The organism is Streptomyces sp. CG4 (assembly GCF_041080655.1).
Classification (GTDB): domain Bacteria; phylum Actinomycetota; class Actinomycetes; order Streptomycetales; family Streptomycetaceae; genus Streptomyces.
In genome coordinates, this window is sequence record NZ_CP163525.1 from 1,010,055 (window position 1) to 1,022,846 (window position 12,792).

Annotated in this window: 10 protein-coding genes and 3 pseudogenes; 9 read left to right on the forward strand and 4 right to left on the reverse strand. The window is 73.7% G+C overall.

Translation table 11 applies throughout. From position 1 onward, the window contains the following. Positions 1–18: 18 nt before the first annotated feature. Together AB5L52_RS04705 and AB5L52_RS04710 are read right to left on the reverse strand one after the other, a co-directional pair. Positions 19–1,131, reverse strand: a pseudogene (locus AB5L52_RS04705) (GTP-binding protein); the annotation flags it as partial. Between the two features lie 605 nt (positions 1,132–1,736). Then, a pseudogene (locus AB5L52_RS04710) lies at positions 1,737–2,597 on the reverse strand (GTP-binding protein); the annotation flags it as partial. Between the two features lie 271 nt (positions 2,598–2,868). Here AB5L52_RS04710 and AB5L52_RS04715 point away from each other — a divergent pair. From AB5L52_RS04715 to AB5L52_RS04745, 7 genes are all read left to right on the forward strand, one after another. Continuing rightward, positions 2,869–3,384: a (2Fe-2S)-binding protein gene (locus AB5L52_RS04715; RefSeq protein WP_369362729.1), complete on the forward strand. Its 516-nt coding sequence runs from the start codon at positions 2,869–2,871 to the stop codon at positions 3,382–3,384. After that, positions 3,381–5,744 (forward strand): xanthine dehydrogenase family protein molybdopterin-binding subunit, encoded by a 2,364-nt coding sequence (locus AB5L52_RS04720; RefSeq protein WP_369362730.1) that lies wholly within the window; start codon positions 3,381–3,383, stop codon positions 5,742–5,744. The genes AB5L52_RS04715 and AB5L52_RS04720 overlap by 4 nt, the downstream gene beginning before the upstream one ends. Next, complete coding sequence (locus AB5L52_RS04725; protein ID WP_369362731.1) at positions 5,741–6,595, forward strand: xanthine dehydrogenase family protein subunit M; 855 nt, start codon at positions 5,741–5,743, stop codon at positions 6,593–6,595. Before AB5L52_RS04720 ends, AB5L52_RS04725 begins: the two co-directional genes overlap by 4 nt. A gap of 15 nt (positions 6,596–6,610) precedes the next feature. Continuing rightward, the gene (locus AB5L52_RS04730; RefSeq protein ID WP_369362732.1) at positions 6,611–7,486 is read left to right on the forward strand and encodes an AAA family ATPase; all 876 of its coding nucleotides are present in this window, start codon (positions 6,611–6,613) and stop codon (positions 7,484–7,486) included. Between the two features lie 276 nt (positions 7,487–7,762). Next, positions 7,763–8,929 carry a VWA domain-containing protein gene (locus tag AB5L52_RS04735; protein WP_351034287.1) on the forward strand — a complete coding sequence of 389 codons (1,167 nt, stop codon included), beginning with the start codon at positions 7,763–7,765 and terminating at the stop codon, positions 8,927–8,929. Next, a complete protein-coding gene (locus AB5L52_RS04740; protein ID WP_351034262.1) occupies positions 8,922–10,025 on the forward strand; it encodes an XdhC family protein in 1,104 nt (367 codons plus the stop codon). The genes AB5L52_RS04735 and AB5L52_RS04740 overlap by 8 nt, the downstream gene beginning before the upstream one ends. A 43-nt stretch (positions 10,026–10,068) precedes the next feature. Beyond that, positions 10,069–10,689, forward strand: a complete 621-nt coding sequence (locus AB5L52_RS04745; protein WP_351034263.1) for an SRPBCC family protein — start codon at positions 10,069–10,071, stop codon at positions 10,687–10,689. Positions 10,690–10,740: 51 nt separating this feature from the next. On the opposite strand, the gene AB5L52_RS04750 is transcribed toward AB5L52_RS04745, so the two are convergent. After that, positions 10,741–11,241, reverse strand: coding sequence for a metallophosphoesterase (locus AB5L52_RS04750; protein ID WP_351034266.1), 501 nt, complete (start codon positions 11,239–11,241; stop codon positions 10,741–10,743). 96 nt (positions 11,242–11,337) lie between these two features. Here AB5L52_RS04750 and AB5L52_RS04755 point away from each other — a divergent pair, with 96 nt between their 5' ends. Together AB5L52_RS04755 and AB5L52_RS04760 are read left to right on the forward strand one after the other, a co-directional pair. Beyond that, positions 11,338–11,775 carry a MarR family winged helix-turn-helix transcriptional regulator gene (locus tag AB5L52_RS04755; RefSeq protein ID WP_369362733.1) on the forward strand — a complete coding sequence of 146 codons (438 nt, stop codon included), beginning with the start codon at positions 11,338–11,340 and terminating at the stop codon, positions 11,773–11,775. Positions 11,776–11,910: 135 nt separating this feature from the next. Further along, entirely contained in the window at positions 11,911–12,498 is a 588-nt protein-coding gene (locus AB5L52_RS04760; protein ID WP_369362734.1) for a hydrolase, read from the forward strand. Positions 12,499–12,537: 39 nt separating this feature from the next. Here the strand turns inward: AB5L52_RS04760 and AB5L52_RS04765 are convergent. Beyond that, positions 12,538–12,654 (reverse strand): annotated as a pseudogene (locus AB5L52_RS04765) (dTDP-4-dehydrorhamnose reductase); the annotation flags it as partial. Between the last annotated feature and the right edge of the window lie 138 nt (positions 12,655–12,792).

Here is a 12,792-nt window from a genome sequence, read left to right on the forward strand (position 1 = left end):
AGTTGACTCTGAGTCAGCTCAGCTGGTCCGCTCCCCCACCCTGCGCATCACGTTCAGCAGGTACTGCTTCCGGTTCAGCGGGTTGTGGTCGGTGCGCGGCCGTTCCGGGATCGTGCCCCGGGTGACCGGCGCGTAGTGGTCGAAGGCGGTCTCCAGCTCCCCCTCGCCCCGGGTGAGCCCGGGCAGCCGCTGCTCCAGCTCGTGCACCCGCGCGGCCGGCACCGTGCCCTCCAGCACACAGGCCGCGCCTAGCGCGCCGGTGGTCTCCGGTACGGCGCCGAGCCGGGCCAGCACCGGGAGCAGCGCGCCCAGCGTGTCCGCCGGGGCCTCCAGGCGGAAGCGGTGCAGGGGCTCGTGCACCAGGGTGCCCGCCCGGCGCAGCGCCTCGGCCAGGACGAGCGGGGTCAGGCCCCGGAAGTCGTAACCGGTGCTCGACATGCTCTTGTCGAAGCCCTGGTGGGCGTGGCTCTGCCGGGGCGAGTAGCCGGAGTGGGTCATGGTGACCGTGCAGTCGGGGACCTGCCAGCCGTGCAGTCCCTGGCCGAGCGTCTCGCGGACGGTGTCCTCCACGGCCTTGAAGAAGGCGTACGGCATCGAGCCCAGCTCCACCGCCAGCCGGAACGCGACGCCCGAGCCGGGCGGTGCGGGCTCGACGCGCAGGCCGACGGTGGCCAGGAACGGGTTGGGGTCCTTCTTGTTGAACTCCACCGCCTGCCCGGTGCCGACCGGCCGCTCGATGCACAGGGTGGTCGTCTCGCGGAAGGCGACGTCCAGGCCGTACTCCTCGGCGAGGGTGGCCTGGACGACCTCCTTCTGCACCTCGCCGTAGAGGGACACCGAGGTCTCCCCGCGCTGCTCGTCGTGGCGGACGCCGATGAGCGGGTCCTGTTCGGCGAGCTGGGTGAGCGCGAGGTGCAGCGAGCGCCGGTCGGTACCGGGGCCGGGGACGACGACGGTCTCCAGGGTGGGCGGTGCGAAGTGGTGCCCGTACGCCGCCGCGGGCCGGCCGAGCGCGTCGCCGATCCGGATCCCCCCGAGCCCCCACACCTTGACGATCCGCCCGGCCCCGGCGCCGTCTCGCCGCACATCGGTGCCGCACTCGAAAACACTGAGGCCGGTGACCCGGCCCTCCGGGCGACGCCGGGCACCCCGGCCTTCCGACGGGCCTTCGCCGCCGAGGCCCTCCGGGCACCCCTCGGCGCCCGGCCCGGCACCGGGGCGTCTCCACTCCGACCGGGCACCCCGCCGTTCCCGGCCCGGCCCGACACCCGACCGTCCCCGCCCCGGCCCGACACCCCGCCGTCCCCGCCCCGGCCCCGCACCCCGCCGTCCCCGGCGCGGCCCGGCACCCGACCGTCCCCACTTCGGCCCGGCACCCGACCGTCTCCGCCCCGGCCCGGCGCCCCGCCGTCCCCGGCCCGGCCCAACACCCGGCCATCCCCGGCCCGGCCCGACACCCGACCGTCCCCACTCCGGCCCGACACCCGACCGTCCCCGCCCCGGCCCAACACCCGGCCATCCCCACTCCGGCCCGACACCCCGCCATCCCCGGCCCGGCCCGACACCCCGCCGTCCCCGCCCCGGCCCAACACCCGGCCATCCCCACTCCGGCCCGACACCCCGCCGTCCCCGCCCCGGCCCGGCGCCCCGCCGTCCCCGGCCCGGCCCGACACCCCGCCGTCCCCGCCACGGCCCGACACCCGGCCGGCACCCGGCCGACCGACCTCCCGGCCGTCAGCGGCCCCGAACGGCACCCGGTCGCGGACCTGCAGGGTGCCGGAGAAGATCCGGGCGTAGGCCACCTTCTCCCCCGCCGGGCCGCGTTCGACCTTGAAGACCGTGGCCGACAGGGGGCCGGCCGGGTCGCCGGCGGCGGTGGGCAGCAGCCGTTCGATGCCGGTGATCAGGTCGGGGATTCCCGCTCCCGTGATGGCGGAGCCGAAGTACACGGGATGGACCAGCGCGCGCCGGGTCTGGACGGCCAGGGCGGTGTGCAGCCGGGCGGCCTCGACGCCGTCGTCGAGGTAGGCGGCCAGCAGCTCGTCGTCGTGGTCGGCGAGCACCTCCGGGGCGGCCGGGCCGAGGCCGGGCACGAAGCGGGCGGCGCGGGTGCCGAGCGAGGCGGGCCGGCCCGTCGGGACGAGCGGCACGCCCAGCCTGCGGGTCATCTGGTCCAGCACGGCGGAGCCGTTCGCGCCACGACGGTCGATCTTGTTGACGAAGATCAGGGTGGGGATGCGCAGCCGGCGCAGGGTGCGCATCAGCACGCGCGTCTGTGCCTGGACGCCCTCGACGGCCGAGACGACCAGCACGGCGCCGTCGAGCACGCCGAGGACCCGCTCGACCTCGGCGATGAAGTCCGGGTGACCGGGGGTGTCGATGAGGTTGACGGTGACGCCGTCGAGCGGGAACGACACGACGGCGGACTTGATGGTGATGCCGCGCCGCCGCTCCAGCGCGAGGGTGTCGGTGGTGGTGCTGCCGGCGTCGACGCTGCCGATCTCGTCGATCACTCCGGCGGTGTGCAGCAGCCGTTCGGTCAGGCTGGTCTTACCGGCGTCGACATGGGCGAGAATTCCGAGATTGAGCAGATGCACTGAGCGTGATGTCCTTCGGCATGGGGTGGATTCCTTCCTGGGCGGACATGCACGCAGTGCGCATCGCTGGTCCTCTCTGTGTGACGACGGGTACCGCGCAGTGCAGCAGACGGCGACGCCGAGCGGCAATGGATTAACGCTCAACAAAAGCCCTCGCGCAGCACTCGCCGCGACCAGAGCGCGGCCGTAGGGTGACGTACATCGCGCCAAATGGCTGATTTCCTCAGCCTTGGTGGCTGACTTTCCCTCTCCCGCACGGTCTGGAGGGCTCATGACCCACATCTCGGTGCACGTGGACGGCACGAGGTACGAGGACGACGTGGAACCCCGTCTCCTCCTGGCCCACTACCTCCGCGACCACCTCGGCCTCACCGGCACCCCGATCGGCTGCGACACCTCCAACTGCGGGGCCTGCACGGTCGACCTGGACGGGGCGACCGTGAAGAGCTGCTCGGTGCTCGCCGTCCAGGCGGACGGGTGCGCGGTGACGACGATCCAGGGGCTTGCGCAGGACGGCGAGTGGACCGCGCTGCAGCGCGCCTTCCACGAGCAGCACGGTCTGCAGTGCGGCTACTGCACGCCCGGCATGATCATGGCGGCGCGGGATCTGCTCAGCGAGAACCCGCACCCGAGCCCGGACGAGGTCCGTCAGGCCCTGGAGGGCAACCTCTGCCGTTGCACCGGCTACCAGAACATCGTCCGCGCGGTGCTCGCCGCGTCCGGGCAACAGGCTCGTGAGGTCGCCCCGGCACCCGGACAACAGGTCGGCGAGGAGGTCTCGGCATGACCGGCCAGGCCGTCGCACCCGAGGTCGGGCGGCGCCGGCTGCGCAAGGAGGACGCCCGGCTGCTCACCGGCCAGACCAACTGGACCGACAACATCCAGGTGGCCGGCCTCCTGCACCTGGCGATCCTGCGCAGCCCGATGGCGCACGCCCGCATCACCCGCGTCGACGTCTCCCCCGCGCTCGAACGCCCCGGTGTCCTCGCGGCGTTCAGCGGCGCCGACCTCGCCGAGGGGCTGGGTTCGCTGCCCTGCGCCTGGCCGGTGACCGAGGACATCGTGCTGCCCGACCATCCGCCGATCGCCGTCGACGAGGTCCGTTACGCGGGCGACCCGGTGGCGGTCGTGGTGGCCCGCGACCGGTACGCGGCCGCCGACGCCCTGGAGGCGATCGAGGTCGACTACGACCCGCTGCCCGCGGTCCTCGATCTGGAGACCGCGCTGGCGCCGGACGCCCCGCTGGTCCACGCCGACAAGGGCACCAACCGCTGCTACACCTGGCCGCTCGCCACCGGCGAGAGCTTCGAGGCGGTGCGGGACCGCGCCGAGGTGATCCTGAAGCGGCGCTACCACCAGCAGCGGCTGATCCCCAACGCCATGGAGCCGCGTGCGGTCGTCGTCACCCCGCTCGCGGCCTCCGGCGAGTACACGGTCTACTCGGCGACCCAGATCCCGCACATCCTGCGGATCATGCTCGCGGGCGTCACCGGCGTCCCCGAGCACAAGCTGCGCGTGATCGCCCCGGACGTGGGCGGCGGCTTCGGCTCCAAGCTGCAGGTGTACGGCGAGGAGGCCCTCGCCCTCGCGGTCGCCCGCAGGCTCGGCCGGCCGGTGAAGTGGACCGAGTCCCGCTCCGAGGGGGCGCTCGCCACCCACCACGGCCGCGGCATGCTCCAGGACGTCGAGATCGCCGCGACCCGCGAGGGCAGGCTGCTCGGCCTCAAGGTGGACCTGCTCGCCGACATGGGCGCCTACCTGATGCTCGTCACGCCGGGCATCCCGATCCTCGGCGCCTTCATGTACCCGGCGATCTACAAGATGGACGCCTACGAGTTCCATTGCACCGGCGTCTTCACCACCCGCACGCCCACCGACGCCTACCGCGGCGCCGGACGCCCCGAGGCCACCTTCGCCATCGAGCGCATCATGGACGAGCTGGCGGCCGAACTCGCCCTGGACCCGGTCGAGTTGCGGCGGCGCAACTGGATCCGGCACGAGGAGTTCCCGTACACCACGATCGCCGGACTGACCTACGACAGCGGCAACTACGAGGCGGCCACCGGCAAGGCCCTCGCCCTGTTCGGCTACGACGACCTGCGCGCCGAGCAGCGGGAACGCAACCGGCGCGGCGACCCCGTACGGCTCGGTATCGGCGTGTCGACGTACACCGAGATGTGCGGGCTCGCGCCGAGCCGGGTGCTGCGCGACCTGCGGTACTCGGCCGGCGGCTGGGAGGCGGCGAGCATCCGCATGCTGCCCACCGGCAAGGTCGAGGTCGTCACCGGCACCAGCCCGCACGGGCAGGGACACGAGACCTGCTGGAGCCAGATCGCGGCGGACGTGCTCGGCGTGCCCTTCGAGGACGTCGAAGTGCTGCACGGCGACACCAAGGCGGCCCCGCAGGGCATGGACACCTACGGCTCGCGGTCACTGGCCGTCGGCGGCGAGGCCGTGCACCGGGCCGCGCGGACGGTCGTCGAGAAGGCACGGAAGGTCGCAGCGCATCTGCTGGAGGCGAGCGAGCAGGACCTGGAGTTCAACGGCGGCGTGTTCTCGGTGAAGGGCTCCCCGGAAGCCCGCAGGACCATCCAGGAGATCGCCTTCGAGACGTTCACCAACCACGACCTGCCCGACGGCATCGAGCCCACCATCAACGCCGAACACGTCGTGGACCCGGAGAACTTCTCCTACCCGCACGGCACCCATCTGTGCGCGGTCGAGGTCGACACCGAGACCGGGCGCACCCGCATCAGGTCGTACGTCTGCGTCGACGACGTCGGCCGGACCGTCAACCCGATGATCGTCGAGGGGCAGGTGCACGGCGGACTCGCGCAGGGCATCGCCCAGGCGCTGTACGAGGAGGCCGTGTACGACGACGACGGCAACCTCGTCACCGGCACGCTGGCCGACTACCTCGTGCCGTCGGCGGCCGACCTGCCCGACTTCGTGACCGACCGGACCGAGACACCGGCGGCCTCGAACGCGCTCGGCGTCAAGGGCGTGGGCGAGGCGGGGACGATCGCGTCGACACCCGCCGTGGTCAACGCCGTCGTGGACGCCCTGCGGCCGCTCGGCGTGCACGACGTGCGGATGCCCTGCACACCGGAACGCGTGTGGCGCGCGGTGAAGGAGGCGGCGGCATGATTCCCCCGGCCTTCGACTACGCCCGTCCGCAGAGCGTGGACGAGGCGGTCCACGTGCTCGCCGACGCCGGCGAGGAGGCGAAGGTGCTGGCCGGCGGGCAGAGCCTGCTGCCGCTGCTCAGGCTGCGGCTGGCCTTCCCCGAGCTGGTGGTCGACGTGGGCCGGATCCCGGAACTGCGCGGGGTCCGCGAGGACGGCGACACGCTCGTCATCGGCGCGCTGACCACGCACCACGAGGTGCTCCACGACCCGCTGGTGCGCCGGCACGCCGGTCTGCTGGCCGAGGCCACGGCCACGGTCGCCGATCCCGCCGTACGGCACCGGGGCACCCTCGGCGGATCGCTGGCGCACGCCGATCCGGCCGGGGACCTGCCCGCGGTGGTGCTGGCCCTGGACGCCGAGCTCGTCGCGACCGGACCGAACGGCCGGCGCACGATCCCGGCCCGGGAGTTCTTCGTCGACTACCTCCAGTCGGCGCTCGCGCCCGACGAACTCCTCGTGGCGGTGCGGGTGCCGAAGACCGACGGCTGGGGCTTCCACTACGAGAAGTTCCACCGGGTCGCCCAGGCCTGGGCGATCGTCGGCGTCGCGGCACTGGTCCGGCGCGACGACGGGTACATCGCCGAGGCGCGCATCGGGCTGACCAACATGGGCTCGACCCCACTGCGGGCCTCGGCGGCCGAGGCCGCGCTGACCGGGGTCGGCGCCTCGGACGCCGTGGCCCGGGCCGCGGAGACGGCGGCCGAGGGCACCCACCCGGCGCGGGACGTGTCCGCTTCCCCGGAGTATCGGGCGCATCTGGCCCGGGTGCTGACCCGGCGGGCCGTGCTGGCCGCCGGCGGAATGGGGTGAGCGCCGATCATCACGATGGACGACCCGGAGCGGGTGCGGGCCCGCCTGGAGGAGACGGGGTACCTCGTCGACGAAGGGCTGGCCGTCACCTGCTTCCTGGCCCTGAGGCTGCACCGGCCGCTGTTCTGCGAGGGCGACGCGGGCGTGGGCAAGACCGCGCTCGCGTCCGCCCTCGCCGACGCGCTCGGCGCGCCGCTGATCCGGCTGCAGTGCCATGAGGGCATCGACGCCTCGCAGGCCCTGTACGACTGGGACTTCCCGCGCCAGCTGCTGCATCTGCGCGCCGCCGAGGCAGCCGGGGTGACGGACGCGGACCGCTTGGAGAGCGAGCTGTACGACCGCCGGTTCCTCATCGCCCGCCCGCTGCTGCAGGCCCTGCAGACACAACCGGCGGTGCTGCTGGTCGACGAGATCGACCGGGCCGACGACGAGTTCGAGGCGTTCCTGCTGGAGCTGCTGTCCGAGTACTCCGTCACGATCCCGGAGCTGGGCACGCTGCGCGCCGAGCAGCCGCCGGTCGTCGTCCTCACCTCGAACCGGACCCGGGAGGTGCACGACGCGCTGAAGCGGCGGTGCCTCTACCACTGGTTCGACCATCCCTCCTTCGCCCGCGAACTGGCCATCGTGCGGCGCCGGTTGCCCGGGGTGTCGGCACGGCTGGCGGAGCAGGTGACGGCACTGGTGCAGGCGCTGCGCGGCGCCGACCTGCTCAAACCTCCCGGCGTCGCCGAGACCCTGGACTGGGCCGAGGCCCTGGACGCGCTGGGCGCCGGCGAGGTGGACGCGGAGCTGGCGGTGGCGACGCTGGGCTCGGTACTGAAGTACCGGGAGGACACGGACCGAGCACGGGGGCTCGATCTCACGGCTGTCCTCGCGGCCCGGGGCGGGTGAGGTCCGGTGAACACGACCGGGAGCGGGTCGGGCCCTCCACCGGGACGGGATGGGGAACGGCTTCAGGCCGGGAGCGAACGGGTGGGGGCGGACGCGGGGCGGCCGGGGGCGGACGCCGAACGGTTTGGCATCGGCGGCGAAGGGTCGGCTGTGGATGTCGAACGGCTGAGTGCCGATGCGGATCGGCTTGGCACCGGCGGCGAACCGTCGGCCGCGGATGCCGAACGGCTGAGCGCCGATGCCGAACGGATCGGGACGGACGCCCAACGGCCGAAGGTGGATGCCGAGCGGCTCGGGGCCGATGCCGTGCTGCTCGGATTCGTGCGGGTGTTGCGGGTGGCGGGGGTCGATGCGAGTACCGAGCGGCTGTACGCGTTCCTGCGTGCCGTGGCCGCCCTGCGTCCGGGGGTGCGTACGGATGTGTACTGGGCGGGGCGGGCGACGCTGTGCGGTGGGCACGACGACCTGGAGCGGTACGAGCGGGTGTTCGCCGCGTACTTCGGGCCCTCCCCCGAGGGAACCGCCCGCCCGGCGCGTGCCGCTCCCCCGCCCCGGCCCCGGCTCGTCGCGCGGGCGGCGCGCATGGGCGCGGGCACGCCGGGCGAGGACGATTCGTCCGGCCCGCCGGTCGCCGCGCTCGCCAGCTCGGCCGAGGTGCTGCGGCACCGCGACGTCGCCACGCTCGAAGGCGCCGAACGGGACCAACTGCGCCGCCTGCTCGCCGCGTTCGCCCTGCAGGGCCAGGCGCGGCGCGCGGCGCGGCGCCGGCCCGCCCGACGCGGCGAGGTCGATCCGCGGCGCACCGTACGGGAGTTGCTGCGGCGCGGCGGGGAACCGGCCCGGCTGCGTCGGCATGCGCGCGTGCAGCAGCCCCGCCGGGTGGTGCTGCTCGTCGATGTGAGCGGCTCGATGGCGCCGTACGCCGACGCGCTGCTGCGGTTCGCGCACGCGGCGGTGCGCGTGGGCCGTACGGAGGTGTTCACCATCGGCACCCGGCTGACCCGGGTGACGCGTGAACTCGCCCACAGGGACCCGGACTTGGCGATGACGGCCGTCGCGGCAGCCGTGCCGGACTGGCGCGGCGGCACCCGGCTCGGTGAGCTGGTGCGCGAGTTCCTGAACCGCTGGGGGCAGCGCGGGATGGCGCACGGGGCGATCGTCGTGCTGCTCTCGGACGGCTGGGAGCGAGGCGATCCGGAGCTGCTCGGACAGCAGATGCGCCGGCTGCACGCCCTGGCCCACCAGGTGGTCTGGGCGAACCCCCGTAAGGCGCGCCCCGGTTACGCGCCGCTGGCCGCCGGGATGGCGGCGGCGCTGCCCAGTGTGGACGCCTTCGTCGAGGGGCACAGCCTGGCCGCGCTGGAGGCGCTGGCGGCGGTGGTGCGCGGTGCGGCGGAGCCGGAGGCCGGTGCGGCCCGGGTGAGAGGAGCGGATCGTGCGTGAGATTCTGCCGGCGCTGGCACGCTGGCACGCGGCCGGGATTCCGTTCGGTCTGGCCACGGTCGTCGCGGTCAGCCGTAGCGCGCCACGCGACCCGGGCGCCGCGATGGCGGTGGGCCCGGACGACGAGGTCGTGGGCAGCGTGTCCGGGGGCTGCGTGGAAGGCGCGGTGTACGAACTCGCCCAGGAGGTCGTGGCGAGCGGCGAGCCGCGCCTCGAAACCTTCGGCTACAGCGACGAGGACGCGTTCGCGGTCGGCCTCACCTGCGGCGGCGAGATCACCCTGCTGGTACGGCCGGTGACCGCCGCCTCGGACCCGGCGTTCGGCACGGTCGCCGCGTCGGTCGCCGCGGGCGAACCGGTGACCGTGGCCACGGTGGTGGACGGGCCCGCGCCGCGCGCCGCCACGCTCGCGGTCTGGCCGGACCGGGCGGCGGGCACGCTCGGCACGGAGGGTCTCGACGTCGCCGTCACCGCCGACGCGCGCGGCGAACTCGCGCTGGGCGCCTCGGTCCTGCGTCACTACGGCCCGCACGGCGAGCGCCGCGAGGACACCGTCACGGTGTTCCTCCAGTCGTTCGCGCCACCACCCCGCATGCTGGTCTTCGGCGCGATCGACTACGCGGCCGCGGTGGCCCGGATCGGCGACTTCCTCGGCTACCGGGTCACCGTGTGCGACGCCCGCCCGGTCTTCGCCACGCCCAAGCGCTTCCCGGCGGGCGCCGAGGTCGTGGTCGACTGGCCGCACCGCTATCTCGCCGGTACGGAGACCGACGACCGCACGGTGATCTGCGTCCTCACCCATGACCCGAAGTTCGACGTGCCGCTGCTGCAGGAGGCCCTGCGCCGCCCGGCCGCCTACGTCGGGGCGATGGGCAGCCGGCTCACCCACGAGGAGCGCCGCGCCCGGCTCATCGAGGCCGGGGTGACCGAGGCCGAACTGTCCAGGCTGCGCTCTCCGCTCGGGCTCGACCTCGGGGCCCGTACGCCCGAGGAGGTCGCCGTCTCCGTCGCCGCCGAGATCGTCGCCCTGCGTTGGGGCGGCAGCGGCGCGCCCCTGACCACGACCGGCGGAGCCATCCACCCGACCGCGGTCTGACGCGTCCGAAGGGAGTCCGAAGGGTGTCGGAAGGGAGCACGTCATGGAGCTGCACCACGAGTTCACCGTCCCCGTCCCGGTCGACGAGGCCTGGCAGGCGCTCCTCGACATCGAGCGGATCGCGCCCTGTCTGCCGGGTGCGGTGGTGGAGGGCCACGACGGCACGACCGTGACCGGCTCCGTGAAGGTCAAGGTCGGCCCGGTGACCGTCGCCTACCGGGGCACGGCGGTCTTCGAGGAGCAGGACGCGGTGGCACACCGTATGGTCCTCGTGGCGAGCGGCCGCGAGACCCGGGGCCAGGGTACGGCCAGGGCGACGGTCACCGGCACGCTCAGCGAACGCCAGGACGGTACGGCGGTGTCGGTACGGACCGACCTGACGGTGACCGGCCGCCCGGCGCAGTTCGGGCGGGGCGTGCTGGCCGAGGTGGGCGACCGTCTGGTGGGCCAGTTCGCGAACTGCTTGGCGGAGCACCTGACCGAGCGTGCCGCGCCCACCGCCGAGGAACCAACCGCCGACGACGAGGCGCCGCAGCCACTCGACCTCCTCCGCACGGCCGGCCTGCCGGTGGCCAAGCGGGCGGCGATGGTGGCGGCGGCGATCGCCACACTGGCATGGGCAGCGGCACGGCTGCTACGACACGGACGTACCACCGAGCACTGACCATGCCCCTGCTCTGGCCGTTCGTCGGCCGTCCGTTCTGCCTGCCGCCCGTCAGCGCGGTGGCAGGCGGTGCAGGGTGACCTCGGTCAGCGCGCCGTCGGCGACGGTGGCCGTCAGATAGGTGCAGTGGGGCTGGCGGCGGCGGTCGGTCGGGGAGCCGGGGTTGAGCAGCCGCAGGCCGGTCGGGGCGGTGGTGTCCCAGGGGATGTGGCTGTGGCCGAAGACCAGCACGTCGAGGTCGGGGAAGCGGGCGGCGCAGCGGGCCTCGCGGCCCTGGGCGGGGCCGGTCTCGTGTACCACGCCGAAGCGCAGGCCGCCCAGTTCGGCGTACGCCACCTCGGGGAGCCGGGCCCGTAGCTCCGGGCCGTCGTTGTTGCCGTAGACCCCGATGAGCCGCCGGCTGCGGCTCTCCAGCAGGTCCAGGGTCGCGGTGTCGACCCAGTCGCCGGCGTGGAACACCACGTCCGCGTACGGGAGTTCGGCCAGCAGCTGCTCCGGGAGCCGCTTGGCGCGCTTCGGCAGGTGGGTGTCGGACACCATCAGCAGACGCACAGGGACAACGTAGCCGAGCGACCGCCTCCGGATTCATCAGGTAAGACTGAACAGTCCGAGCTGGACAGTTATGGCTGTCGGTCGTAGGCTGGCCGCATGGCCGACATCTCCGACTCCGCCACCCGGGCCGCGCGCGAGCTGCGCGTGGTCTTCAGCCGGCTGCGGCGTCGCATCCGCGAGGTCGCGCAGGACACCGACCTCAGCCCGTCACAGGAGTCGGCGCTCACCCTGGTCGGCAAGCACGGCGCCGCCACGGCCAGCGCCCTCGCCGCCGCCGAAGGCGTACGTCCGCAGTCGATGGCCGCCACACTGGCCGCCCTGGACCAGCACGGTCTGATCCGGCGCGCCCCCGACCCGGACGACGGCCGCCGCCAGCTGGTCACGCTGACCGACGCCGGTCGGGCCCGGATCGAGGGCAACCGGCAGGTCCGTGAGGAGTGGCTGGCCCGCACCTTCCAGGACCGCTACACGGACGAGGAGCGGCAGACCGTCCTCAGGGCGCTGGAGCTGATGGAACGGCTGTCGCAGCCGTGACACCCAGGCTCGTCGCACGCGCCGAGAATCATGCTCGTCGGCTCCGCCGCATGGCCGGCGACACCCCTGCCCGACGGTTCCTTCGCCCGGTTCACCCCCGACGCCCCACCACCCCAGGAAAGGCCTGACCGACCCATGTCGCTCACCACGCTCGACCCCCGTACCGCCCTCGTCGCGATCGACCTGCAGAACGGCATCACGGCGATGCCGACCCAGCCGTACACGGGCCCCGAGGTGGTGGCGCGTACGGCCGAACTCGCCGACGCCTTCCGCGCCCGGAACCTGCCCGTGGTGCTGGTCCGCGTCTCCTTCGCCGCCGACGGCGGGGACGTCCTGCCCGGCCGCACCGAGCGTCAGGTGCGGGGCCTGGCCTTCCCCGACGGCTGGGACCTCATCGTCGACGAACTGTCCGGCCACCCTGGCGACATCCGCGTCACCAAGCACAACTGGAGCGCCTTCCACGGCACCGACCTGGACGTCCAACTGCGCCGCCGCGGCATCACCCAGATCGTGCTGACCGGCGTCGCCACCAGCATCGGTGTGGAGTCGACGGCCCGCGACGCCTACGCCCACGGGTACCACGTCACCCTGGCCACCGACGCGATGGCCGACGCCGACGCCGAGGCGCACGCGAACAGCATCGAGCGGATCTTCCCGCGGCTCGGCGAGAGCGGCACGACGGCCGAGATCCTGGAGCTGCTCGCCAAGACCCACGCGGCCTGACGCGACCGGCACACTGCGGCATCGCGCGGACGACACTCCGGCCGTGCGCACCACGACGGATCCACTGGGGAGTTCGGTGAGCACGGCGTGCTCCCCGGCGGGCTCGGTGCGGCCGCCGGCGGTGCGCGGGGCCGGCGGATGATCCTCGGGGTACGGGGGCGTGCCGGCCCGCCAGAGCCTTCATCAGGAACGCCCTAATGGCGATGGGCTGAATCCGGCCGCTGTTTGTATGACTGGAGCCTTGCTGCGGCATGGCTTCGATGTCGACGAGAGTTTGCCGGGAAGGTGTGCAGG

What these genes read in the sequence shown, in the direction of transcription:
- AB5L52_RS04730 (WP_369362732.1), top strand. Translation starts at nt 6,611, where the DNA reads ATGGACGACCCGGAGCGGGTGCGGGCCCGCCTGGAGGAGACGGGGTAC.
- AB5L52_RS04715 (WP_369362729.1), top strand. Translation starts at nt 2,869, where the DNA reads ATGACCCACATCTCGGTGCACGTGGACGGCACGAGGTACGAGGACGAC.
- AB5L52_RS04720 (WP_369362730.1), top strand. Translation starts at nt 3,381, where the DNA reads ATGACCGGCCAGGCCGTCGCACCCGAGGTCGGGCGGCGCCGGCTGCGC.
- AB5L52_RS04745 (WP_351034263.1), top strand. Translation starts at nt 10,069, where the DNA reads ATGGAGCTGCACCACGAGTTCACCGTCCCCGTCCCGGTCGACGAGGCC.
- AB5L52_RS04755 (WP_369362733.1), top strand. Translation starts at nt 11,338, where the DNA reads ATGGCCGACATCTCCGACTCCGCCACCCGGGCCGCGCGCGAGCTGCGC.
- AB5L52_RS04725 (WP_369362731.1), top strand. Translation starts at nt 5,741, where the DNA reads ATGATTCCCCCGGCCTTCGACTACGCCCGTCCGCAGAGCGTGGACGAG.
- AB5L52_RS04760 (WP_369362734.1), top strand. Translation starts at nt 11,911, where the DNA reads ATGTCGCTCACCACGCTCGACCCCCGTACCGCCCTCGTCGCGATCGAC.